Raw genomic sequence first — 23,691 nt, 5'->3', positions numbered from 1 at the left:
TGTCGGACCGTCCCGACAATCGATCGGCCCTTCCCCCACCAGCTGTTCCGTGAGCCCACGGCCCCGTCGGACGCCGGGCCCCCACATGCTCAATGTCCGTAACTCGGGGTGCGCAGGACGTCGTCCACGTCGAAGCTGAACGTCGGCGTCGGGTACAGCGGGTCGGGCACACCCGTGGTGTCGGGCACGTCGTACGGGTCGGCGGTGGGCTTGCCCTCGGGGCTGCAGACGTGCGGCGCCGCTGGAGGTGACAGCTCGTACTCGGCCACCCGCTCGGTCCTGAATTTCACGTCCCCGCCGTAGATGTCGAGGCCCCCGGTGCTGATCTGCTCGGGCAGTTCCTTGCTCTTGAGGGGCCTGCCGACGTACACCGCGACCAGGGCCCCCACACAGACGCTGCGGTCGCCGGCGTAGAGCCTCTCCGGCGGTTTCACGAGGTGCTCCTTGCGTCCGTCAATGCGCAGCTCGGTCCGCTTCACGGAGTCCATGTCGAAGTAGTAGTCCGGCGGGGCCTCCGTGGCGCCGGGCGTGTACTCTCCGGCGCCCGCCGAGCCGTAGGTGAGCTTCCAGAACTCCACCTGAACGGTGACTGTTTCGCACAGCGGGCCGTTGTAGCCCTCCACGCTCTCGTGGATCGTGACCGGATCCTTGGAGGTGTCGACGCCTGCGGCGGGGGCATCGGCCGCTATTCGCACCCAGCTCACGGCCTGTTCCGTCGTCCACTCCCCGTTGGGGTGGCAGCCCTTGGCGTTGGTCGGGTAGAGCGGGGAGGGCGTGGCCGACGGGGTGGTCGGGGCAGCGGTGGCAGTGCCCGTCACGGAGGGCGTGGCGGCCGATGCGTCGGTGCCGACTCCGTCGCCCGAGCAGCCGGCCGTCAGCAGCGCGACGGCCGCCAGCAAGGCAGTGACCGGAGCGGCGGCATACCGAGCCGGCCGGTTACGTCCCGTTGGAGTGACGGCCCGGACCAGCCACCGCACCCGGTCTCCTGCAGACTCCAGCAACGTCATCATCCCGACCTGTGCTCAGTGGCTCTACCGGTCGCGCACGGCTCATCCTCGGTTAAGACCCTCCCCTGAGCGGACGCTGAAGAAATCAGTAGAACTACGCAATCGGCTACGTATGTTCGCCTGCCGCGGAGTTGGCAGTGGCATCCTCTCCAGGGATCAAGCCTTGCGTGGGTTCGTTCGACGTGCCGGCGTCGGCGCCCGTCGATCACCCGGCATTTCAGGGGCTTGTGCAAAACGTTTTGGATCCTTAGCGTCCGGTTCGGACGGAAGGATTCCGCATGACGCGCCGACTGATCGTGACGTCCTGCTCGGTGCTCGTGGTGCCCGAGCGGGGCCCCTGCCGAGTGGAGACGGGCCAGGACATCCTGGTCGAGGACGGAGTGATCGTCTGGCTGGGCCCGGCGGGCGCCGGGCCTCAAGCGGCCGGGGCCGAGACCGTGGACGGTACGGGACTGATCGCCGTACCCGGGCTGGTGAACGCCCACACGCACGGCCCGATGACGCTGATGCGCGGCGCCGCCGAGGACGTGGGTGTCGAGGCCTGGTTCAACGAGCGGGTGTGGCCCATGGAGGTCAACCTCACCCCTGCCGACATCGGCCTCGGCGCGGAGCTGGCCTGTGCGGAGATGCTGCTCAGCGGGGTGACCACGTTCGCCGACCACTACTTCCACGCCGAGCGGATCGCCGCCGCGGTCGTGCGTACCGGAATCCGGGCCGACATCGCACCGACGTACTTCAGCAGCCGGGGCCGCGCGGCCCTGGAGGAGAGCGCCGAGACCGCCGCCGCCCTGCGGGGCACGGGCGACGGACGGGTCACCGCGTCGCTTGGCCCGCACGCGCCGTACACGGTCGAGGACGCGGACCTGGTCCGAGTCGCGGAGCTGGCCCGGGACATGGACGTACGGATCCACATCCACGCCGCCGAGCACCTGGAGCAGACCGAGTCGAGCCTGGCGCGGCGTGGCGTCACCCCCATCGGGGTGCTGGAGCGGACCGGGGTGCTGGACGCCGGGGCGCTGATCGCGCACGGATGCGGCATCACACCGGCCGACCTGCCGGTGCTGGAGGCGGTCGGGGACCGTACGGGCGTGGCCTGCTGCCCGAAGGTGTATCTGAAGCACGCCCTGCGTCCGCTCACGCCGGTGCGGAGCCTGCTGGACGCCGGTGTCGCCGTCGGGGCCGGGACGGACGGGGCGGCCGGGCACAACACGCTGGACGTGTGGGAGGCGATGCGGCTGGTCGCGTTGACCCAGAAGCAGGCCGAGCGGGACGCAACCTGGATGACCGTCTCCGACACGGTCCGGCTGGCCACGCGCGGAGGCGCCCGGGCGCTCGGACTCGGGGACCGGATCGGCGCGCTGGAACCGGGCCGGGCCGCGGACATCGTCCTCGTCGATCTGAGCGGGGCGCACTGCCGGCCGGTGCACGACCCGGTGGCGGCGCTGGTCTACAACGTGCGGGCAAGTGATGTGCGCACGGTCGTGGTGGACGGGCGGGTCGTGGTGCGTGACGGCCGGCTGCTGACGGTGGACCTGCCGGGGCTGCTGGCCGAGATCGAGGCACGCGTGCCCGCACTGCTGGACACCTCGCACGGCAGGGCGGTCCAGCACTATGACCCGTGAGCAGGACCAGGACGTGGGGCGCCGCCGGGTGCGGCGGCCCGCGTCGATCAAGGACGTGGCGGCCGCCGCCCGGGTGAGCCCGACCACGGTGTCGCACGTGCTGAGCGGCAACCGGCCGGTCGCCGACGACACGGCCGAGCGGGTCCGCGCGGCCGTCAGCCGACTCGGCTACGTACCGGCCTCGACGGCCCGCAATCTCCAGGCCGGTTCGACCAACGTCATAGGCCTGCTGGTGCCCGACATCACCAACCAGTTCTTCGCCGAACTGGCCAAGGGTGTCGACGACGCCGCCCACGACCTGGGCTACGGGGTCATCCTGTGCAACACCGAGTTCGACCCGGACCGCGAGGACCGCTATCTGGAGATGCTGCGCGGCCGGTTCATCGACGGCATGGTGTACGCCTCCGGGTCGCCGCCGTCCCGAGGCCGGCTGGCGTCGCTGCTCGGGCGGTTCCCCATCGCCCTGGCCGACGAGGTCGTTCCCGACCTGCTGGAACAGACCATCCTCGTCACCGCGGACCACCGTGCGGGAGGCCGGCTGATCGGGCAGCACCTGCGGGAGTTGGGCCACCGCCGGGTGCTGGCGATCAGTGGCCCGGTGGACCTGGTCAGCAGCCTGGAGCGGATCGCCGGTTTCCGGGAGGCGTTCGGCGACGCGGGGGTCACCGAGGTCGAGGGCGCCTTCGTGGAGCGGTCCGGCTACAGCCTGGTCGCCGCGGCCCTGGAGGGCGGCGGCCGACGCCGCTTCACCGCGGTGTTCGCCGCCAACGACCTGATGGCCCTCGGCGCGGTCGCCGCCCTGGAGGACGCGGGTCTGCGCGTCCCCGACGACGTCTCGGTGGCGGGCTTCGACGACATCATGCTCGCCTCCCGCATCCACCCCCGTCTCACCACCGTCCACCAGCCCGCCTACGACGTCGGCCGCACGGCCGGCGCCCAACTGCTGAGCTACGTCCACCGGGACGAGGTGCCCCCTGCCTCCCGGCACATCCTGCCGGTCCGGCTGAAGATCCGCGCCAGCACGGCTCCCGTGAGCCCGACCCCCTGACCGGGCGCTGCCGCCCCCTCCCCCTCTTCTCCTCCTCCGCACACTTCACATGAAAGGCCGTGCAGCGATGCCCCATGTCCTCGTCGTGGGTGAGTCCTGGTTCACCCAATCCGTCCACCAGAAGGGGTTCGACTCCTTCTTCACCTCCGAGTACACCGAGGGCGCCCAGGTCTTCCTCGACGCGCTGCGCGGCCGGGGCCACACGGTGACCTACGTCCCGTCGCACGAGATACCCAGCAGGCTGCCCACCACGGCCGAAGGACTGGAGCCCTACGACGTCGTCGTGATCAGCGATGTCGGGGCCAACAGCTTCCAGCTCACGCCGGAGACCTTCACCCACTCGGTGCCCTCGCCCGACCGGACCGAGCTGCTGCGGGCCCACGTCGAGCGCGGCGGAGGCCTGTTGATGGTGGGCGGCTACCTCACCTTCACCGGCATCGACGCCAAGGCCCGCTGGGGGCGCACACCGCTGGCGGCGGCACTGCCGGTCTCTCTGCACGACCGGGACGACCGGGTGGAGCTGCCCGCCGGGGCCGCACCGCGAATCGTCGCCCGCCACGCGGTGGTCGACGGGCTGGACGGGACCTGGCCGGATCTGCTCGGGCTCAACGAGGTGACGCTGCGGGACGGGTCGGAACTGCTCGTCGAGTGCGCGGGCCATCCGCTGTTGGCGGTCGGCGGCTACGGCGCGGGAAGATCGGCCGCCTTCACGTCCGATCTGGCGCCCCACTGGGCCCCGCCCGGCTTTCTCGAGTGGAAGGGCTACGCCGAGCTGTGGGACCGGCTGGTGCGCTGGCTGGCGCAGGCCCCGGTGGAGGAGGTGGCCTGATGGTCACTCCCCATATCTCGGCCGCCGTCGGCGACTTCGCACCGGACGTGCTGATGCCCGGCGACCCACGCCGGGCACGCCGCATCGCCGAGACGGTCCTCGAGGACGCGCGCCTGGTCACCGACGTGCGCGGCATCGAGGGGTACACCGGAACGTACCGGGGCGTGCCGCTGTCCGTCCTGGCCTCCGGCATGGGGATGCCGTCGGTGACCATCTACGCCACCGAGCTCTTCCGGCACTACGGGGTGCGCAGCATCGCGCGGGTCGGCACCGCGGGCGGCATCCCCGCCTCGGTGGGTCTGCGCGACGTCGTCGTGGCCACCGCCGCCCACACGGACTCCGCGATGAGCGGCCACCGTATCGACGGGGCGCACCTGAGCCACGTCGCCTCCTTCGACCTGGCCGGGGCCGCCGCACGGGCCGCCGCGACCGGGGGCGGATCCGGACCTCGCGTGCACATCGGGCCCGTGTTCACCACCGACCACTTCTACCTGGAGCGTCCGGCGCTGTTCGAGCGGCTGGAGGCGCACGGCACGCTGGCCGTGGAGATGGAGGCCGCGGGCCTGTACGCGACCGCCGCCGCCGAGGGCGGTCGTGCGCTCGCCGTGCTGACGGTCAGCGATCACGTGCGCCGCGCGGAGGCACTCACTCCGGCCGAGCGCGAGACGGACTTCGACCGTGCCGTCACCATCGCGGCCATCGCGCTGATCACGGAAACAATCTCCTCACACAGAAGCCCATAGCCAAAACGTTTTGCATTGCATACCTTTCGGCCAATGGCGAAGAACGTCCCCCACTGAATCCCCCGTTGAAGATCCCGCTGAAGATCCCACTACAGAAAGAGAATCCGGACAATGCACAAGATCAGAATTCTGGGGAGCGTCGCGGCGCTCTCCCTCACCCTCGCCGGATGCGGTGCCTCGACCGCCACGGACTCCGCCCAGTCGGGGAAATCCGGAAAGCCGAGAATCAAGTTCGTCATCAACGGAAATCTCGGCGACCGTTCCTTCTTCGACTCGGCCTACGCGGGCCTGAAGAAGACGGAGAAGGACCTCGGCTACAGCCTGAAGGTCGTCGAGCTGGGCAGTGACCGCACCAAGTGGTCCTCCGGTTTCGAGGACGCGGCCGCCGGCGACGACTACGACGTGCTCGCCGCGGGCACCGTCGACACCGTCGGCTTCGTCTCCAAACTGGCCCCGGAGTACCCGGACAAGAAGTTCTGGCTCTTCGACGGATCCGTCGACTACACGGGCAAGAGCGGCTGTTCCAACAAGTGCGCGAACGTCTACTCCGTCACTTTCAAGCAGAACGAGGCCGCCTATCTGGCCGGATTCCTCGCCGACAAACTGGTCGCCGCCAAGGCCCTTCCCGGCAGTACCGGAAACGGCAAGGTGGGCGTGATCGGCGGCGTGAAGATACCGGTCATCGAGGACTTCGTCGTCGGCTTCAAGGCGGGCTTCAAGGCGGCGGGCGGAAATCCGTCCTCCGGTGTCCTCGTGCAGTACGTCGGCGGCGACAACCCGTTCGGCGATCCGGCCAAGGGCAAGCAGATCGCCTCGGCGATGTACGGGCAGGGGGCCGAACTGGTGTGGCCCGTCGCCGGATCCTCGGGCCTCGGGGCCTTCGAGTCGGCCGTCGCCGCCAAGCGGTACGCCTTCGGCGTCGACTCCGACCAGTACAAGACGCTCACCGACCCCGACCAGCGGCAGACCGTCGTCACCTCCATCCTCAAGAACGCCGGCAACGCCCTCTATCTGGCGGCCAAGGCGAACACGGCCGGCACGCTGGCGTACGGGAAGCCCGCGGCCGTGGGTCTGGCCGAGGACGGCGTGGGCTACGTGGACAACGCCAACTTCGACAAGCTCGTCCCCGCCGCCGTGCGCGCCGACCTCAAGGCGCAGGCCGCGAAGGTCAAATCCGGTGCCGTCAAGGTCCCTTCGGCCTTCTGAGCTCCGAGGAACACTGGTGGAACCCGTCAACGAAACCGCCGAGACCGCTGTACCCGCTGCAACCACTGCAACCACTGCAACCACTGCAACCACTGCAACCACTGCAACCACCGAACCCGCCGAGCCCGACGGCTCCCTGCACAAGCCCGGGGACGCGGCCCCGCCCGTCCTGGAGGCCACCGGCCTCGGCAAGACCTACCCCAACGGCACCCGCGCCGTCAGCGACGTCGACCTGTCGGTGCCCGCCGGCGAGATCAGGGCGATCGTCGGGCAGAACGGCGCCGGCAAGTCCACCCTGATGAAGCTTTTGTACGGGCTCGAACAGCCGTCGACCGGGAAGCTCAGCGTTCATGGCAGGAGGGTCAGGTTCTCCGGGCCGCAGGACGCCATCGCCCTCGGCGTGGGCATGGTCCACCAGAACCTCATGCTGGTCCCGTCGTTCACCATCGCCGAGAACGTCGTCCTCGGCGTCGAACCGGGCCGGGCGGGCCGGGTCGACCGCGCGGCCGCCGCCGAACGTACCGCCCAGCTGGCGAAGGAGGCGGGGCTCGCCGTCGACCCGGAGGCCAGGGTCGACGCGGTGTCCGTCGGGATGCGCCAGCGCGCCGAGATCCTCAAGGCCCTGCACCGCGGCGCTCGCATCCTGATCCTCGACGAGCCCACCGCCGTGCTCACCCCCCAGGAGACCACTGACCTCTTCACGGCGGTCCGCAGGCTCCGCGACTCGGGCATGACCGTGCTGTTCATCTCGCACAAGCTCAAGGAGGTACGGGAGATCAGCGACCGGGTCACCGTCATGCGCGCCGGGTCGGTGATCGGCACCGTACGCACCGAAGAGGCGACGCCCGCGCAGCTGGCGTCCATGATGGTCGGCCGGGAGATCTCGCTCGACGTACCGAAGCCCCCGGCGCGGCCCGGAGCGGGAGTGCTGCGGGTGCGCGGACTCTCCGGCCCGTCGGTGCACGGGGTCTCCCTCGACATCGCGGCCGGTGAGATCGTCGGCCTCGCGGGCGTCGAGGGCAACGGCCAGAGCGAACTCGTCGAACTGCTCGCCGGACTGCGCCGCCCCACCGCGGGCTCGGTCACCGTGGACGGCGTCGACGTCACCCACCTCGACGCGGCGGGCCACCGCCGCGCCGGTGTCGCCCACGTGCCCGAGGACCGGCTGTCCAACGGGGCGGCCCTGGACCGCTCCATCGCCGACAACCTGATCGTCGACCGCCACGACCGGCCCCCGATCGCCCACCGCGGCATCCTGCGCACCCGTCGCATACGCGAGCTGGCAGAGGACCTGATCGGCCGTTACGCGATCCGCGCCCCGCACCCCGACGCGGCGGCCGGGGCGCTGTCCGGGGGCAATCTGCAGAAGGTCGTGGTCGCCCGCGAACTGTCCGCCCGGCCACGCCTGTTGCTGGCCGCGCAGCTGACCCGGGGCGTCGACATCGGCGCCATGCACTTCATGTACGAACGGCTCGTCGAGGCCCGTGACGCGGGCGCGGCGGTCCTGCTGGTCTCCGCCGACCTCGGTGAACTCCTCGCGCTCTCCGACCGGCTGCTGGTCGTCAAGGACGGCCGCCTCGTCGCCCGCTTCGACGACCCGGCCGGACTCACCGAGGAGACCACCGGCCTGTACATGCTCGGGGTGCGGCGGCACCCGGACGAGCGGATCACGGCAGGTGTCCGATGACCTCGACCCTGGAACCGGCGGCGGAACAGCAGAGGCGGCCCGAGACGCAGGGACGCCGGGAGTTCCTGGCCGCCCGGCGCCGTACGGTGGTCGTCGAGCTGACGATGACGGTGCTGACCGTCGCCGTCGCCGTCCTCATCGCCTTCCTGGTCGTCCTGGCCACCGGCAAGGACGCCACCGGCGCGCTGAACGCCCTGCTCACCGGCCCGTTGGAACGCACCCCCCGGATCGGCCGCTGGCTCGCCGACGCCACCACCCTGTCGCTGCTCGGCCTGTCCGTCGCGATTCCCTTCCGCGCCCGGCAGATCAGCCTCGGCGCGGAGGGCCAGGTGTACGCCGGCGCTCTGGCGAGCGCCCTGGTGGCGATCAACCTCCACCTGCCGCCCGTCGCCGCCGTCCTGGTGCCGCTGGGCGCCGCCGCCCTCGCCGGAGGCGCGCTGGGCGCGGTCCCCGGGGTGATGAAGGCCCGCCTCGGCGCCAACGAGATCGTCGCGACGCTGATGCTGAACGCCGTGGTCGTGCGGGTCTTCGACTATCTCCTCACCGATCACCTCAAGGCACCCGGCAGCACCGCCGTGCAGTCGTCCCCGGTACGCCCCGACTCGGCGCTGCCGCTCCTCTCCGACTTCTTCGGCGTCCCCCTGGACCAGGCCAACATCGGCCTCTTCGGCATGCTCGCGGTGGCCGCCGCCGTCTGGTTCCTGCTCGCCCGCACCCCGCTCGGCTACCGCATCCGCATGACCGGCTCCAACCCGGACTTCGCCCGGTTCGGCGGCGTCGACGTGCCCCGCACCATCGAGTGGAGCTTCGTCATCGGCGGCGCGCTGGCCGGCCTCGCCGGAGCGCACCTCGCGCTCGGGATCTACGGCGGACTCCAGCCCGACATGGCCGGCGGCCTCGCCTTCGAGGGCATCGTCGTCGCGCTGCTGGGCCGCAACAACCCGGTCGGGGTGGTCGCCGCCGCGCTCCTCTACTCGTATCTGCGGGTCGGCGGCGACGTGATGGAGCAGCAGACCGACGTCGGCTCCGAGGCCGTGACCATCATCCAGGCGGTCATCGTGCTGCTCGTGACCGCCCGGGCACTGCCCGAACTCGTCAAGCGGTACCTCGCCCGAAGGGAGGCCCGCTGATGGGTCCCGTCCTCGACGTGGTGCTCAGCACCGGATTCCTCGCGGCGATCCTCGGGGTGTCGACGCCGTACGTCCTCGCCGCCCTCGGCGGGCTGCTGGCCGAGCGGGCCGGGGTGCCCAACATCGCCCTGGAGGGCTCGATGCTGGCCGCCGCCTGCACGGGCGCGCTGGTCGCCGGGTACAGCGGCTCGGTGTGGGCCGGAGCGGGCTGCGGGATCGCCGCCGGTGCGCTGCTCGCGCTGCTGCTCGGCGTGCTGCATCTGTACCTGGGCGCGGACGCCATCATCGCGGGCATCGGCCTCAACCTCCTGGCGGCGGGCGCGACCGCGTACACCGTGTACGCGCTGCTCGGCGACAAGGGCGGGACCAGCCGACTGCACAGCGGCGCGCTGCCCTCGGTCCGGCTGCCGCTGGTCGAGGACGTTCCCGGCCTCGGTGCGGTGCTCAGCGGGCAGAACGTGCTGACCTGGGCCGCCCTGGCCACCACCCCGGCGGTCGCCTGGCTGCTGTACCGGGCCCGGTTCGGCTTCCACCTGCGCGCGGTCGGCGAGCACCCCGAGGCGGCACGCTCGGTCGGCATCCACGTCCACCGGGTCCAGTTCCGCGCCCTCGCGCTCAGCGGCGCGCTGGCCGGGGCGGCCGGAGTGTTCCTGAGCATGGGCGCCGTGTCCTTCTTCGTCACCGGCATGACCGCCGGCCGCGGCTACATCGCGCTGGCCGCCGTCTTCCTCGGCGCCCTCCGTCCCTGGGGTGTGTTCGTGGCCGCGCTCGGCTTCGGCGCCGCCGAGGCACTCGCCGTCCAGCTGGGCAACCTCGACATCCCGTCCCAGCTGGTCTCCGCGATCCCGTACGTCTTCACCCTGCTGGCACTGGCGTTCTTCGCCTGGCGCCGCCGTAGCGCGGCACGCACCGCCGCCGCGCCCATCTCACCGCCCGCCCTGCCCACCTTGGAGACCCCATGAGCGTCCGAGCCGCCCGCGCCCGGATCATCGCCTCCGCAGTCGTACTCGCCGTCCTTCCCGCCCTCGTCGGCACCCCGTCCTCCGCCCAGGACAGCGGCGTACGGCTGGACTTCCTCGGGGAGCGCGAGCTGCCCAGCGCGATGGCCTTTCAGGGCACCACCGTCGGTGGCCTGTCGGCCATCAGCTACGACGCGAGGACCGGCACGTACTACGTGATCAGCGACGACCGGTCGCAGACCGGCCCCGCCCGTTTCTACACCGCCAAGGTCGACTTCACCGACGGCGCCCTGACCGGCGTCGAACTCACCGGCACCCAAGTGTGGCGCCGGCCGGACGGCACCGCCTTCCCCCCGACCTCGACCGCCGGCTCCACGGTGGCACCCGACCCGGAGGGCATCGCCGTGGACCCGCGCGACGGCAGCCTGGCCTGGACGAGCGAGGGCGAGCGCATCGTCCCGTCCGACGGGCCCGCCCTCCTCGGCGATCCCTGGATCCGCCGCGCCACCACGACCGGCGCCTCCACCGGACAGCTCCCGCTGCCACCACAACTGCACATGAACTCCCAGGAGTTCGGCCCCCGCAAGAACCAGACCCTCGAAGGGGTCACCTTCACCCCGGACGGCCGGCGGATCGTCACCGCCATGGAGGACCCCCTCTACCAGGACGGCGACGACCCCACCCCCGAGCACGGCGCGCTCACCCGCATCACCGTCCATGACGCACGCACCGGACTGCCACTGGCCCAGTACGCCTACCCCCTGGAACCGCTGTTCGCCACGCCACCGGAGGGCAGCACCGACACCAACGGCGTCAGCGACATCGTGGCCCTCGGTGACGACCGTTTCCTGGTCCTCGAACGTGCCTCGATCTACAGCGACAACAACTGGAAGGCCCGCGTCTATCTGGTCGACCTCCACGGCGCCACCGACGTCCTCGGCCGCGACTCCCTCACCGACACCTCCGCGCATCCCGTGCAGCCGGTCCGTAAAACGCTCGTGACCGACCTGTCCGATGTCCCCGGGCTGACCCGAGTCGACAACGTCGAGGGCATCACCGTCGGCCCCCGCCTCCCCGACGGCCGCCGGACCGTCGTCCTGGTCTCCGACGACAACTTCGCCGCACGCCAGGTGACCCAGTTCATCGCCTTCGCGGGCCACGGCATCTGAAGGTGTGCTGACGCCCATCAGCCTGACGTCCCCGTCGCCCACGGCCGCCCGGACGTTCGACAAAGGCCGCGGGTCGACGTTTCGAGGTCGCGCGAGGATTACCCGTGCCAGGGTGGGACAGCGGTTACGGATCAACTCCTGTCCCCCCACAGGCACTCAGGGAGCCCCCATGCTGCGTGGCATAGACGTCAGCGCGTACCAGTCCTCGTCCTACGGCACGGACGGCCTCTCCTTCGTCTTCATCAAGGCGACGGAGGGCCGTTCGTACGTCAACCCGAGACTCGCCGCCCAGACGAAACACGGCCGCGACGCCGGCCTGGTCGTCGGCTTCTACCACTTCCTCTGGCCGGGCAACCTCACCGCCCAGGCGGAGCACTTCGTCAAACACGCCCCCGAGAAGGCGGGCGACATCCTCGCCGTCGACTGGGAGACGTCCGGGGAGGGCACACACGCGAGCAACGCGGAGAAGGACAGCTTCATCCGGAAGGTCCGGGCGCTGCGGCCGAACAACCGGGTCGTCCTGTACTGCAACCGCAGCTACTGGCTCAATGTGGACGACACGTCGTACGCCGGTGACGGCCTGTGGATCGCCGACTACGTCACGGCCGGCAAGCCCCGCATCAAGGCGAAGTGGCGCTTCCACCAGTACACCGACGATCCGCTGGACAAGAACGTGGCGAACTTCGCGAGCAAGGCCGCCCTGCGGGAGTGGGCCGCGGACGCCTGAGCGGATGCAGCCCTCTCACCGGGCCGGTCGCGCCGGGAGGACGGGATCCTAGTGCCGCCACTCCGGCCCTCGCTCCGGGCTCGCCTCCGCGAGCGCCTTCGTGACGCCGTCGACACCCTCCCGCAGTCCGTACACCGGGGTGCCGGGCTGCTGGCGCCAGGAGTCGTCGAGGCCGCCCGCGTCGACCGTGTCGAAGCCGAGCTCGTCGATCAGGGCCCGCACTCTGCTCTTCGCCGCCTGGTCGTCGCCCGCCACCGGCAGTGCCAGGCGGTCGGGGGCGCCGGCCGGGCGCGGCCGGTCCAGGATGTCCTGGGCGTAGGTGCCGTTGAAGGCCTTGATGACGGTGTGGCCGAGGTGCCGCGCGGTCCAGCGGCTCTCAGTGAGCCCCTCGTCCTCGATCCCCGCGATCCTGCCGTCGCGCTGTCGCGGGTAGTAGTTGCCGGTGTCGATCACGGCGAACCCGTCCGCCGCCTCGTCGAACAGGCCGGACGCCAGGTCCGGCACCGCCTTCAAGGGGATCGTGACGATGACGACGTCCGCGCCGCGCGCCGCCTCCGCGACCGGGACGGGGGTCGCGCCCGTCTCCGCGGCCAGCTCGGTGAGCGTGTGCGGGCCACGGGAGTTGGCCACGGAGACGTCATGGCCGAGGGCGGTGAGCCGCCGGGTGAGGTTGCCGCCGATGTTGCCCGCGCCGATGATGCCGATCTCCATGAAAGACCCTTCCAGAATCGATGCACATGCATACGTCTGTGGTGCGTCAACCCTGTGTACCCGAGGGCTATTCCGGGCGATCCAGGGCTTCGGCACGACGGCCGCTGGAACGTCCGCGTGGCGCGCCGGGCATGAGGAAGGGGGGCACCCTTGGGCGCCCCCCTTACCGCTCGGGTCACTTGTTCAGGTAGGCCCAGAACTCGTCGAACGACAGGACCTTGTCCCCGTCGAGGTCGCGGGACTTGATGATGACCTCGGCGACCGACTCGGTGACGTTCCAGTCGCCCTGCTGAGCCAGGGCGGTCTTGAACTCGGCCGCGGTGATGACTCCGTCGCCGTCCGTGTCGATCCGCTCGAAGTGCTTGCGTGCCTCGTCGATGTCCGCCACCGATCCGCCCCTTTTTCTCGTGCTGCTCATGACGCGCCGGCCATGAGCGCTGTTCATGACGTGCTGCCGTACTGACGCAGGTCAGATTAACCGCCCGTCCGGGCTCGCAGTGCGGCGACCACCCAGGAGAACTCCTCGGCGTACGCCGACTGGGGTTCGAGTCCCTTCACCACGGCCGACAGTTCGCGGTACCGGGCGAGCCGCGCGGTCGAGGCCGCCTCCAGGCGCTCCAGCACCTCGTCCAGGTCGGCGTCGCCGAGCATCGAGCGCAGCACCTCGTCCACTTCCGGTGCCTCTGGGGCGGTGCCCGCGCGCAGCGCCTCGCCGGCCAGCTGCACCAGACGGCTCATGAACCACAGGGAGGTGCCCGGCGGGATGTCGGGCCCCCGGTCCACTGCGTTGAACTCGACCGCCCTGCGCATGGTCGCCCGGAACTCCGGGTCCTGGATCAGCTCGGCGAGTTCCACCCACGCGTCCACCTGCTCGGGCGTGGGGTCGTCGGGCAGATCGGCCGACGCGAACCGCAGCCGGGTACGGATGTCGGGATCGGCCGTGTCGATACCGTCGAAGACCTCTGCCATGAAGTCCTCGACGATCCGGTTCCGCTCGGCCGCCGACAGCCGGGCCAGTCTGTTCATCAACCTCATCTCCTCCGCGGTCGAACCGCGTCGCGCCACGGACGACAGCACCGCACGGGTCACCTTCAGCGACCGGATCTGCGTGTCCAGCGCCGCCACGTGCGCGGCGGCGACTTGCGCGACCGTGGTCTCGCCGGCCAGCACCTTGTGTACGTCCTCCAGGCCGAGGCCCAGTTCGCGCAGGGTGCGGATCAGCTCCAGTCGGGCCACGGCCGCGGCGTCGTACAGCCGGTAGCCGCCCGTTGAGCGGGTCACCGGGGGCAGGAGGCCCTCGTCGGACCAGTAGCGGATGGTGCGTACCGTCAGTCCGGTGGTCCGGGCCAGCTCGCCGATGGTGAAGAGTCCGGTGCCGTCGTCGATCATGTCTGCGAGTGTGGGCCCTCCAGTGGGTGGAGACTCAAGGAGCGGGCGTGGAGACTCTCCGGGACATTCTCGTCGACTGCGACGGGCTCGCCGCGACCATGAACGCGTGCTTGCTCACGGCCTTCATGGAGCGGACCGGACGCACGAGCGACACCATCGACGTGCTGGCGGTGGGCGCCCCGCCGCCGGGTGAGCCGCCGCTCGCGCTGCGGGAGATCGAGGACCCCGGCCACCCCCGCGTCGTCAGCTCACGCGGGCGGCGCGACGAGGTGCGGGGTGGGCCGCGGACGGCGGCCTGCTCGTCCTGGGACGCGGGGTCGCGGGGCGGCTGGAGGTCTCGGTCGAGGTGGACGAGGACGTACGACACCGGGGACTGGGGCGCGCGCTGGTGCGCGCGGCACGGCAGCTCGGCGGGGGGCGAGCCGGTGTGGGCCCCAGGTCTCGGCGGGGAACGCCCGTAGTCTGCGGGCGTTCCAGGCGGCCGGTCACCTGCCGGTGGGCTCCGAGGTGCTGCTCGGTGCACGACCGGGCGGACCCCGATGACGTACGTCAGCGGAAGACGCCCGTGTGGCCCAGCGAGTAGCGGCCCGGCTGCGGGTACACCGCGAGGCCGTGCGGGCCGCTGCCGACGGGGATGCGGGCGAGCTGGGTGCCGGTGCGGGTGTCGATGGCGTACACCTCGGCGTCGTAACGTCCCGACAGCCACAGGACCTTGCCGTCCGCGGAGACGCCACCCATGTCCGGACTGGCGCCGCCGCCGGGCAGGTGCCACTTCTTGGTGAGCTTGTTCCTGGTGAAGTCGAAGACCGAGATGGTGCCCTCGCCGCGGTTGGACACGTACATCTCGCGTGAGTCGCGGCTGACGTAGAGACCGTGGGTGCCCTTGCCGGTGCGCATGAGGGTCGGCTCGGTGAACCTGTCGCCGTCCAGGACCCACACGCCGTCGGCCATCATGTCGGCGATGTAGAACCGCTTGCCGTCCGGGGAGATCTTCACGTCCTGCGGCATCGCGCCGTCGAACGGGAGCTTCTGGCTGCCGACGACCTTCATCTTCTCCGTGTCGACCTTGAGCAGTTCGCCGCTGAACTCGCAGGAGACGATGAAGTACCGGCCGTCCAGGGAGAAGTCGGCGTGGTTGACGCCGTAGCAGGCGACGGGTTCGGTCTTGATCGTCTTCATGGTGTGCGGATCGCGGAAGACGAGTTCACGGTCGAGGGAGGCCATCACGACGGCGTACCTGCCGTTGGGCGTGAAGTAGAGGTTGTACGGGTCGTGCACCTTCACCTCCTTGCCCGCCTTGCCGGTCTTCGGGTCGATGGGGGTCAGGGTGTGGCCGCGGTTGTTGTTGACCCAGAGGGTCTTCAGGTCCCAGGAGGGGACGACGTGTTGGGGCTGGCGTCCGACCGGGATGGTCTCGACGATCTCGTAGGTCTTGGGGTCGATGACCGAGACGGTGTCGGACTCGGAGTTGGGGACGTAGATCCGGGACGGGAAGTCCCTCACCACCGGGGAGAGCTGGTTCGGGCGGTCCGCCGCGTAGACGTCCTTCGGATCGAGGACCGGCGGCATGCCCGGCAGGCCCTGGACGGTCTTCTTCTTCGCCGGCGCGGGGACGGCGGCCCTGGTACCGGGGGGCTCGGTGGCGCGGTCCTCGGATCCGGCACCGCAGGCGGCGAGCGCGGCGAGGGCGCCGAGGGCGGCGCCGCGGATCAGGGCGTGCTTGAAGAGGGTGCGGTGCGTCATCAGCTGAGCAGCTCCGTGGTGGTCACCGCGCGAAGGCCGCGGCGGTCGAGTTCTTCCAGTACGGCGGGGAGCGCGGCGACGGTGTCCGGGAACCCGAAGTGCAGGCTCACCACGGATCCGTTGCGGATCTCGCCGAGGACCTGACGGGTGACGGCTGCGGCGCCGGGCGAGGTGTGGTCGAGGGAGTCGACGTCGTAGGACAGGACGTGCGGGTAGCCCGCGCGCCCGGCCAGGCGTTCGACGAGGGGCGAGGCCCGGACGGAGCGGGAGGGGCGGAACCAGGTCCCGATGGAGCCGGTGAGGCGGGTGAGGCGGTCGGCGCAGCCGATGATCTCGGCCTGGGCGTCGGCCTCGGACATGGCGTTGATGTCGAGGTGGTGGAGGGTGTGGTTGCCGAGGTCGTGACCGCCGTCGAGGATCCGGCGGGCCAGGTCGGGGTGCTCGTCGAGCCAGGTGCCGACCGCGAGGACGGTGACGCGGGCACCCGCGCGTTCGGCTTCGCCGAGCAGGGACCGGGCGATGCCGGGATCGCCCTGGCCGTGGAAGGTGAGGGCGACTTGGGGGCGGGTGCGGGGACCGTGGGTGAGCTGGGTGGGGTGGGCGGGGAAGCGGCGCGGGACGGGGACGGGCACGGGCGGGTGGGTGGGCGCGGGCGACGTGGTGGCGGGGGCCGGGTGGGCGGCGGCTCCGTGGGGAGTGCAGTCGGCGGTCAGTGCGCCTGCCGCGACTAGGGCGACGCCTGTGCGGAGCGCCGTCCGGCGGTCGGTCGTGGTCACCCGCACCATTTAAGGGGGAACGTGGGGAGAAACGGGCGATTGGCCCGATTGGCGGCCCGTCAGGCAGGCGGGGACTCCAGACCCCTCAGGCATGCGGCGCACCGCGCACGCCCGGGCCCTGCGCCCCACCGCCGACGGTGACCGTCAGCGGTCCGCCACCCTCATCTCGAACCATGTCGTCTTGCCGCGCGGCAGCAGATCCACGCCCCAGCGGTCGGACAGTTTGTCGACGAGGAACAGACCCCGTCCGCTGATGTCCGTCTCCTGGACCGGCATCAGACAGGGAAGGCCGCGGGAGGGGTCGCGGACCTCGACGCGGATCCAGCCGCGACGGCGGCGCATACGGAGGCCGAAGACGCGGGCGCCGGTGTGCCGGACGGCGTTGCCGACCAGTTCGGAGACGAGTAAGACCGCGTCCTCGGTCATCCTGGGGGACAGACCCCACTCACGCAGGACCACGACCTGGGCCAGTCTGCGGGCCGTGGCCGCGGACTCGGGGCGGGACGGGAGCGGAACCTCCGCCTCCGTGGGGTTGCCGAACAGTTCGAGTGCCTTGAGCGCGCGTTCGTCCTCGACCGCCGGAGACCAGCGCGCCGCGGTCGCACGGCTCTCTCCCCGCGGCTGTTCGACATCCTCCAGCCCCGCCATGCCCCCATCATGGCCGCCCAGAGCACCCTCCGGGGCTGTTCCCGGGGAATACGCCCTCCGGAATTCCCTATTCCGCAGAAGACGAACGGCATATGCCAACGGCATCTCGGAGCCCTGCATGACCCTTCCGACCTGCGACAAAGGCTGCACCAGAGGCAATCGACAAACCCTCGAAAAGGCGGGCTCAAGGGCGCTCCGAGGTTCTGGTAAACCGCCCCTTCGAGGGACCCGGGTCAGACAGCGCGTCAATTGCAAGTGGTTCAGAGGAATTTCGCCTTACCGGGTCCCTCCTCCACGAAGCTGCGCATCCCACGCTCCCGGTCCTCCGTGGCGAACAGGCCCGCGAACCAGTTCCGTTCCACCGCCAGGCCCGTCTCGATGTCCGTCTCCAGGCCGGTGTCGATCGACTCCTTGGCCGCGCGCAGCGCGAGCGCCGGTCCCTGCGCCAGCTTCGCCGCCCAGGTGTGCGCCTCGGTGTACACGTCGGAGGCGGGGACGACCCGGTCCACCAGGCCGAGCGTCAGCGCCTCGTCCGCCTTCACCATCCGGCCGGTGAAGATCAGATCCTTCGCCTTGGACGGGCCGATCAGCCGGGACAGCCGCTGGGTGCCGCCGGCGCCCGGGATCAGGCCGAGCAGGATCTCGGGCTGGCCCAGCTTGGCGTCGTCCGCGGCGATCCGGAAGTCCGCGCAGAGTGCGAGCTCGCAGCCGCCGCCCAGGGCGTAGCCCGTGACGGCCGCGACCACCGGCTTGGGGATACGGGCCACGGCGGTGAACGCGTCCTGCAGGTCGCGGGAGCGCAGGACCATCGCCGTGTGGTCCATCGCCTGCATCTCCTTGATGTCCGCGCCGGCCGCGAACACCTTCTCCCCGCCGTAGAGCACCACGGCACGCACGTCGGCACGCCGCGTGGCCTCCTCGGCGAGCTCCTTGAGCCGGTCCTGTGTGGCCACGTCCAGCGCGTTCATCGGCGGACGGTCGAGCCGGATCGTGCCGACACCTTCGGCGACTTCGAGATTCACGGTCATGCAGGCAGGTTAAGGGGGACTAACGGGGGTGGGCTCGGTGCGGTGGGTCACACCCGGCCGGGGGTCTGGGGGTTGCCCCCCAGGCAGACACAGCACGGGGACTGACGGCGACAGTCCCGGTGCGGTACCTCACACCGGGACCGTGACCCCATTCCTCAAGCGCCATCCGTCAGGCGCCGCGCCTCACGCCGTCCACTTCTCCCACGACATGTTCCAGCCGTTGAGTCCGTTGTCCGGGGCGACCGTCCCGTCGTCGGAGTTCTTGACGACCACGACGTCGCCGATCAGCGAGTGGTTGAAGAACCAGGCGGCCGGTACGCCGCTGTCGTAGCCGCCCTTGACGTCCCGCAGGCCGATGCAGCCGTGGCTGGCGTTGTAGTTGCCGAAAGCGTCGCCGCCCCAGTAGTTGCCGTGGATGAAGGTGCCGGTGTTGGTCAGGCGGGCGGCGTGCGGGACGTCCTTGATGTCGTACTCGCCCTTGTAGCCGACCGTTTCTCCGTTCATCCGGGTCACGGCGAGCTTCTCGCTGATGACCATCTGGCCGTTCCAGCTGTCGTAGCCGGGCTTGCCGGTGGTGACGGGGATGGTCTTGACGACCTTGCCCTCCTGCATGACCTTCATCGTGTGTTTGTCGGCGTCGACGACGGAGACCTGGTTGCGGCCGACGGTGAAGGAGACGGTCTTGTCCTGCTTGCCGTAGACCCCGTCGCGCCCCTTGACGCCGTCGAGGTTCAGCTTCACCGTCACCTTGGTGCCGGCCTTCCAGTAGTCCTCGGGCCGGAAGTCGAGACGGTCGTTGCCGAACCAGTGGCCCGCGACCTCGACGGCCGGCTCGGTCTTGATGCTGATGGCCTTCTCGACGTCCTCGGGGTGGGTGATGCCCCGGGTGAAGCGGATCGAGAACGGCATGCCCACGCCGACCTTCGAGCCGTCCTCGGGCGTGAAGGTGCCGACGAACGTGTTCTTCGGCGTGAGCGTGGTGAAGCTGGAGTCCTCGGCGGACGTACGGCCCTCGGAGTCCTTGGCGACCGCGTGCACGCTGTACTTGGTGCCGGAGGCCAGGTGCGCGGACGGCGTCCAGGAGGCGCCGCCGCCGGTTGTCTTCCCTGATATCGCGGCGCCCTCGGCGTCCTTGACCTGGACCTCGATCAGTTTGCCCCGGGCGGCGCTGATTTCGAGAGCGCCGCTGGTGTCGACGGACTTCGCGCCGTCCTTGGGGGCGATGGTGACAACGGCCTGTGACTGCTTGGCCTGTGCCGCCCCGTCGTCCCCGTTCTTCCCCTCACCCGACCCCGAGCCGGAGTCGCCTCCCCCGCCGCACGCGGTGACGGTCAGCAGCAGGACGCCCAGTATCAGCGCCAACGCCCCCCTGCCGCCTCGGTCCCGCGCGTCAACCGACGCCCCCGATATCGGTCGCACGTTCAAGTCTGCTCCCCTCGACGGGCCTGGTCAGGCCCGCGCCCCAAGCGCGCTGCACGCGCATCGGCGCATATTAACCGGAGGGTTTTGAGCATCGTGTGAGCCAAAGGTCACCGTTCCGTCCCAACATCAACGGGCAGTCGGACCACCCTTCCCCCCTGTGGGACTACTTCACCGCCCCGCCCGCCTTCCAATCCTTCCAGCCCATGTTCCAGCCTCCGAGACCGTTGGCGGGATCGACCTCTTTGTCGTTGCTGTGGACGACCTCGACGACGTCCCCGACGAGGCTGCGGTCGAAGAACCAGCCCGCGGGCGTGTCCGACCCGCCGCCCTTCACGTCCATGAGGCCCACGCAGCCGTGGCTGACGTTGACCTGGCCGAAGGCGTCCGGCGCCCAGTAGTTGCCGTGCAGGAAGGTACCGGAGTCGGTCAGGCGCATGGCGTGCGGGACGTCCGGGATGTCGTACTCGCCGCCGAAGCCGACCGTGCGGCTGTTCATCCGGGTCACTTCGAGCATCTCGCTGACGACCATCCGGCCGTTGTACGTGGTCGTCTTCGGGGCGCCGGCGGTGATCGGCACGGTGGCGAGCAGTTCGCCGTCCCGCCGGACCTCCATGGTGTGCCGGGCCGCGTCCACCAGGGAGACCTGGCTGCGGCCGACGGTGAAGGAGAACGTCTTGTGCTGGACGCCGTAGACCCCCGGTGCCCCCTCGACGTCCCGCAGCCGCAGGGAGACCGTGACCTGTGTGCCGGGCTTCCAGTACCGCTTGGGGCGGAAGTCGAGGCGGCCGTTGCCGAACCAGTGCGGGCGGATCTTCACGGGCGGACGCGCGGTGACGCGGACCGCCCGTTCGACGGCGGCGCGGTGCTCGATCTCCCGGTTGAACTCCAGGGAGACGATCATTCCGGTGCCGACGGTGGCGCGGTTCTCCGGGGTGACGTACCCGATGAAGCGCTCCTCGGGGACCTTCGTGGTGAAGGTGGTGTGCCGGGCGGAGCGGCGGCCGTGGCCGTCCAGGGCGACCGCGTCGACGGTGTACTCGGCGGCGAGCGCCAGTCTCTCCTCGTCGGGCTCCCAGCTGAGGCGGTCGCCGGAGATCTGCCCGGGGACCGGGAACTCCTGTGCGTCCTGGGATTTGACGACCCGGACCGACTCCAGGCGCCCGCTGGGCACCCGTACCCGGAACCTCTCCCCGGGGCGCACGTTCCTGGCGCCGTCGTCCGGGGAGATCCGGATGACGTCCTCGGGCGCCGGCGGTTTGCCGAGTCCGCCGATGTCGATGCCGCTCGCGCCGTCCGCCGTACATCCCGCGGCTCCGGCGACGAGTCCTGCCCATGTCAGTACGGCGGTCAGTGCGACCCCCACGCGCCCTGCGCGCCCAGTTACGTGCCTCACGACGACCCCAACGAGCGGGCATGCTCCTGGGAAACGTGAGTGCGAGCCAAGCGCTGGGCAGAACAGTGGGGAGAATGACTCGAGAGGGTGCCACGACCGGGACGCCGTACGCCCTTTTCCCTGTCGTTCCACGAGCCGTGGGAGGCTGAACGGTGTCCAGCGCAGCCGAGCAGAAGGCGGTGGCCGAAGAACGCGCCGCCGAGGACGGGCGCCCCGCCGTGGTGAACGGCAGGCACCAGCACAGGGCGCCAGGTGTCCCCGTGTGGCCGGGTGCTCCGATGCCGCTGGGCGCCCGTTTCCGGGTCGGTCCGGACGGCGTGGCGGGGACCAACTTCGCGCTGTGGGCTGGCGGGGCGGAGGCGGTCGAGCTGTGCCTCTTCGACGAACGGGGCAAGGAGACCCGCGCCCGGCTCACCGAGCTCACCCACGAGATATGGCACGGCTTCGTCCCCGGCGTGATGCCCGGCCAGCGCTACGGCTACCGGGTGCACGGCCGCTGGGATCCGTGGACCGGCGGCCGGTGGAATCCGGCGAAGCTGCTCCTCGACCCGTACGCGCGCGCGGTCGACGGCGACTTCGGCCTGCCGCCGGAGGTGTACGGGCACGTCCGCGACTGGCCGCAGCAGCAGATCGCGGACACCGTGCGCGACGAGCGGGACTCGGCGCCGTACGTCCCCAAGGGCGTGGTCGTCCACGACGACGCCTCCGAGGACGAGTGGATGGACGACCGGCGGCCGAAGACACCGTGGGCGGACTCGGTGATCTACGAGGTGCATGTGCGGGGCTTCACGCGGCTGCACCCGGGGATTCCGGAGGAGCTGCGCGGGACGTACGCCGGCCTCGCCCACCCGGCGGCGATCGAGCACCTGGTCAAGCTGGGCGTGACGGCCGTCGAGCTGCTCCCCGTCCACCAGTTCGCGCACGAGGACCATCTGCTGCGCAAGGGCCTGAAGAACTACTGGGGCTACAACTCCATCGGCTACTTCGCGCCGCACGCGGGCTACGCCGCCTCCGGTACGACGGGACAGCAGGTCGGCGAGTTCAGGCGGATGGTGCGGGCCCTGCACGCGGCCGGGATCGAGGTCATCCTCGACGTGGTCTACAACCACACGGCGGAGGCGGGCGAGCTGGGCCCGACGCTGTCCCTGAAGGGCATCGACAACCGGGGCTATTACCGCCTCCAGGACGACGCCCGCCGCTACGCCGACTACACCGGCTGCGGCAACACCCTGCACGTCGTCCAGCCGCACGTGCTGCGCCTGATCACCGACTCGCTGCGCTACTGGGTGACGGAGATGGGCGTGGACGGCTTCCGTTTCGACCTGGCGGCGGCACTGGCCCGCTCCATGCACGACGTCGACATGCTGTCCCCGTTCCTGGCCGTCATCGCGCAGGACCCGGTGCTGCGGCGGGTGAAGCTGATCGCCGAGCCGTGGGACGTGGGGTCGGGCGGGTACCAGGTCGGGGCGTTCCCTCCCCTGTGGACGGAGTGGAACGACCGGTACCGCGACGCGGTGCGGGACTTCTGGCGGGGCGCGCTGCCGGACGTACGCGACCTCGGCTACCGGCTGTCGGGCTCGAGCGACCTGTACGCCTGGGGCGGCCGGCGCCCCTACGCCTCGGTCAACTTCGTCACCGCGCACGACGGTTTCACCCTGCGCGACCTCGTGTCGTACGAGCGCAAGCACAACGAGGCCAACGGCGAGGGCAACCGGGACGGCACGGACGACAACCGGTCGTGGAACTGCGGCACGGAGGGAGAGACGGACGACGAGCGGATACGGGCGCTCAGGCGCCGCCAGCTGCGGAACCTGCTCACCACCCTGCTCCTGTCGACGGGCGTGCCGATGCTGGTCGCGGGCGACGAGCTGGGGCGCACACAGCGCGGCAGCAACAACGCGTACTGCCAGGACAACGAGATCAGCTGGGTCGACTGGGCGCTGCTGGAGGATCCCGCGTGGAAGGCCCTGTTCGACCTGACCGCCCGCCTGATCGACCTGCGCCACCGCCACCCGGTCCTGCGCAGGCGCGCCTTCTTCTCCGGGCGGGCGCACTCGGCGGACGGTCTGCGGGACCTGGCCTGGTTCACCTCGCTGGGCGCCGAGATGACCGAACGGGACTGGTACGCGCCCACCGCCACCCTCGGTATGTACCTCTCCGGGCGGGACATCCCCGGCCGGGACGAGCGCGGCGCCCCGATCGTCGACGACAGCTTCCTCGCCGTCCTGCACGCGGGGGACCGCCCGGCGGCCTTCGTCCTGCCGGGGCCTCCGTGGGCGGATCGCTACGAGGTGGTCGTCGACACGTCGAGGGAGGAACAGGGCGAGGCTCCCGGGGTCGTCCATCGGGCGGGAACGGCGATCACGGTGCCGGCGCGGGCCGTGCTGTTGCTGAGGGTGGTCGGCTGAGGCAACGTTTCAGCCCCATGAACTCCGGGTGGGATCCCTGGTCCTG

General features: G+C 70.7%; 21 protein-coding genes and 1 pseudogene. 12 read left to right on the top strand and 10 right to left on the bottom strand.

The features are described from left to right. Window positions 1-89: 89 nt before the first annotated feature. Window positions 90-899 carry a hypothetical protein gene (locus OHA64_RS33100; RefSeq protein ID WP_405619396.1) on the bottom strand — a complete coding sequence of 270 codons (810 nt, stop codon included), beginning with the start codon at window positions 897-899 and terminating at the stop codon, window positions 90-92. Between the two features lie 386 nt (window positions 900-1,285). Between OHA64_RS33100 and OHA64_RS33095 the strand changes: the two genes are divergently transcribed. From OHA64_RS33095 to OHA64_RS33050, 10 genes are all read left to right on the top strand, one after another. Then, on the top strand, window positions 1,286-2,629 hold the full coding sequence (locus OHA64_RS33095; protein ID WP_405619394.1) for an amidohydrolase: 1,344 nt from the start codon (window positions 1,286-1,288) through the stop codon (window positions 2,627-2,629). Then, window positions 2,619-3,677: a LacI family DNA-binding transcriptional regulator gene (locus OHA64_RS33090; RefSeq protein ID WP_405619392.1), complete on the top strand. Its 1,059-nt coding sequence runs from the start codon at window positions 2,619-2,621 to the stop codon at window positions 3,675-3,677. The genes OHA64_RS33095 and OHA64_RS33090 overlap by 11 nt, the downstream gene beginning before the upstream one ends. Before the next feature lie 49 nt (window positions 3,678-3,726). Further along, window positions 3,727-4,506: a glutamine amidotransferase gene (locus OHA64_RS33085; RefSeq protein WP_405619390.1), complete on the top strand. Its 780-nt coding sequence runs from the start codon at window positions 3,727-3,729 to the stop codon at window positions 4,504-4,506. Continuing rightward, window positions 4,506-5,249, top strand: coding sequence for a purine-nucleoside phosphorylase (gene deoD / locus OHA64_RS33080; RefSeq protein ID WP_405619388.1), 744 nt, complete (start codon window positions 4,506-4,508; stop codon window positions 5,247-5,249). Before OHA64_RS33085 ends, deoD begins: the two co-directional genes overlap by 1 nt. 111 nt (window positions 5,250-5,360) lie before the next feature. Beyond that, window positions 5,361-6,455 carry a BMP family protein gene (locus OHA64_RS33075; RefSeq protein ID WP_405619386.1) on the top strand — a complete coding sequence of 365 codons (1,095 nt, stop codon included), beginning with the start codon at window positions 5,361-5,363 and terminating at the stop codon, window positions 6,453-6,455. A 136-nt stretch (window positions 6,456-6,591) separates the two neighbouring features. Continuing rightward, window positions 6,592-8,142, top strand: coding sequence for an ABC transporter ATP-binding protein (locus OHA64_RS33070; RefSeq protein ID WP_405624219.1), 1,551 nt, complete (start codon window positions 6,592-6,594; stop codon window positions 8,140-8,142). Beyond that, the gene (locus OHA64_RS33065) at window positions 8,139-9,272 is read left to right on the top strand and encodes an ABC transporter permease (protein WP_405619384.1); all 1,134 of its coding nucleotides are present in this window, start codon (window positions 8,139-8,141) and stop codon (window positions 9,270-9,272) included. The genes OHA64_RS33070 and OHA64_RS33065 overlap by 4 nt, the downstream gene beginning before the upstream one ends. Further along, complete coding sequence (locus OHA64_RS33060; RefSeq protein ID WP_405619382.1) at window positions 9,272-10,234, top strand: ABC transporter permease; 963 nt, start codon at window positions 9,272-9,274, stop codon at window positions 10,232-10,234. The genes OHA64_RS33065 and OHA64_RS33060 overlap by 1 nt, the downstream gene beginning before the upstream one ends. Further along, window positions 10,231-11,400 (top strand): esterase-like activity of phytase family protein, encoded by a 1,170-nt coding sequence (locus OHA64_RS33055; protein WP_405619380.1) that lies wholly within the window; start codon window positions 10,231-10,233, stop codon window positions 11,398-11,400. The genes OHA64_RS33060 and OHA64_RS33055 overlap by 4 nt, the downstream gene beginning before the upstream one ends. Before the next feature lie 169 nt (window positions 11,401-11,569). Next, window positions 11,570-12,127 (top strand): glycoside hydrolase family 25 protein, encoded by a 558-nt coding sequence (locus tag OHA64_RS33050; protein WP_405619378.1) that lies wholly within the window; start codon window positions 11,570-11,572, stop codon window positions 12,125-12,127. A gap of 48 nt (window positions 12,128-12,175) precedes the next feature. Here OHA64_RS33050 and OHA64_RS33045 read toward each other — a convergent pair whose 3' ends face one another. From OHA64_RS33045 to OHA64_RS33035, 3 genes are all read right to left on the bottom strand, one after another. Then, window positions 12,176-12,838 (bottom strand): NADPH-dependent F420 reductase, encoded by a 663-nt coding sequence (locus OHA64_RS33045; RefSeq protein WP_405619376.1) that lies wholly within the window; start codon window positions 12,836-12,838, stop codon window positions 12,176-12,178. 175 nt (window positions 12,839-13,013) lie between these two features. After that, complete coding sequence (locus tag OHA64_RS33040; protein WP_405624218.1) at window positions 13,014-13,226, bottom strand: EF-hand domain-containing protein; 213 nt, start codon at window positions 13,224-13,226, stop codon at window positions 13,014-13,016. 86 nt (window positions 13,227-13,312) lie between these two features. Next, complete coding sequence (locus OHA64_RS33035; protein WP_405619374.1) at window positions 13,313-14,227, bottom strand: MerR family transcriptional regulator; 915 nt, start codon at window positions 14,225-14,227, stop codon at window positions 13,313-13,315. 71 nt (window positions 14,228-14,298) lie between these two features. Between OHA64_RS33035 and OHA64_RS33030 the strand changes: the two are divergent. Next, window positions 14,299-14,770 (top strand): annotated as a pseudogene (locus OHA64_RS33030) (GNAT family N-acetyltransferase); the annotation flags it as partial. Window positions 14,771-14,776: 6 nt separating this feature from the next. Here the strand turns inward: OHA64_RS33030 and OHA64_RS33025 are convergent. The 6 genes from OHA64_RS33025 to OHA64_RS33000 form a co-directional block, all read right to left on the bottom strand. Further along, the gene (locus OHA64_RS33025; RefSeq protein WP_405619372.1) at window positions 14,777-15,970 is read right to left on the bottom strand and encodes a YncE family protein; all 1,194 of its coding nucleotides are present in this window, start codon (window positions 15,968-15,970) and stop codon (window positions 14,777-14,779) included. After that, window positions 15,970-16,755: a polysaccharide deacetylase family protein gene (locus tag OHA64_RS33020; RefSeq protein ID WP_405619370.1), complete on the bottom strand. Its 786-nt coding sequence runs from the start codon at window positions 16,753-16,755 to the stop codon at window positions 15,970-15,972. The genes OHA64_RS33025 and OHA64_RS33020 overlap by 1 nt, the downstream gene beginning before the upstream one ends. A gap of 135 nt (window positions 16,756-16,890) precedes the next feature. Next, complete coding sequence (locus OHA64_RS33015; protein ID WP_405619368.1) at window positions 16,891-17,394, bottom strand: ATP-binding protein; 504 nt, start codon at window positions 17,392-17,394, stop codon at window positions 16,891-16,893. A gap of 260 nt (window positions 17,395-17,654) precedes the next feature. Next, window positions 17,655-18,422, bottom strand: a complete 768-nt coding sequence (locus OHA64_RS33010; RefSeq protein ID WP_405619366.1) for an enoyl-CoA hydratase/isomerase family protein — start codon at window positions 18,420-18,422, stop codon at window positions 17,655-17,657. Between the two features lie 183 nt (window positions 18,423-18,605). Continuing rightward, a complete protein-coding gene (locus OHA64_RS33005; RefSeq protein WP_405619364.1) occupies window positions 18,606-19,847 on the bottom strand; it encodes an Ig-like domain-containing protein in 1,242 nt (413 codons plus the stop codon). Window positions 19,848-20,007: 160 nt separating this feature from the next. Next, entirely contained in the window at window positions 20,008-21,237 is a 1,230-nt protein-coding gene (locus tag OHA64_RS33000) for an Ig-like domain-containing protein (protein ID WP_405619362.1), read from the bottom strand. Window positions 21,238-21,389: 152 nt separating this feature from the next. Between OHA64_RS33000 and glgX the strand changes: the two genes are divergently transcribed. Continuing rightward, the gene (gene glgX / locus OHA64_RS32995) at window positions 21,390-23,645 is read left to right on the top strand and encodes a glycogen debranching protein GlgX (RefSeq protein WP_405619360.1); all 2,256 of its coding nucleotides are present in this window, start codon (window positions 21,390-21,392) and stop codon (window positions 23,643-23,645) included. The last annotated feature ends 46 nt before the right edge of the window (window positions 23,646-23,691 follow it).

The sequence above is a fragment of the Streptomyces sp. NBC_00076 genome, from assembly GCF_045041235.1.
In the GTDB taxonomy this organism is placed as follows: Bacteria; Actinomycetota; Actinomycetes; order Streptomycetales; family Streptomycetaceae; genus Streptomyces.
The sequence above is the reverse complement of the archived record's forward strand: the minus strand, read 5'-3'. Positions and strand labels throughout refer to the sequence as shown.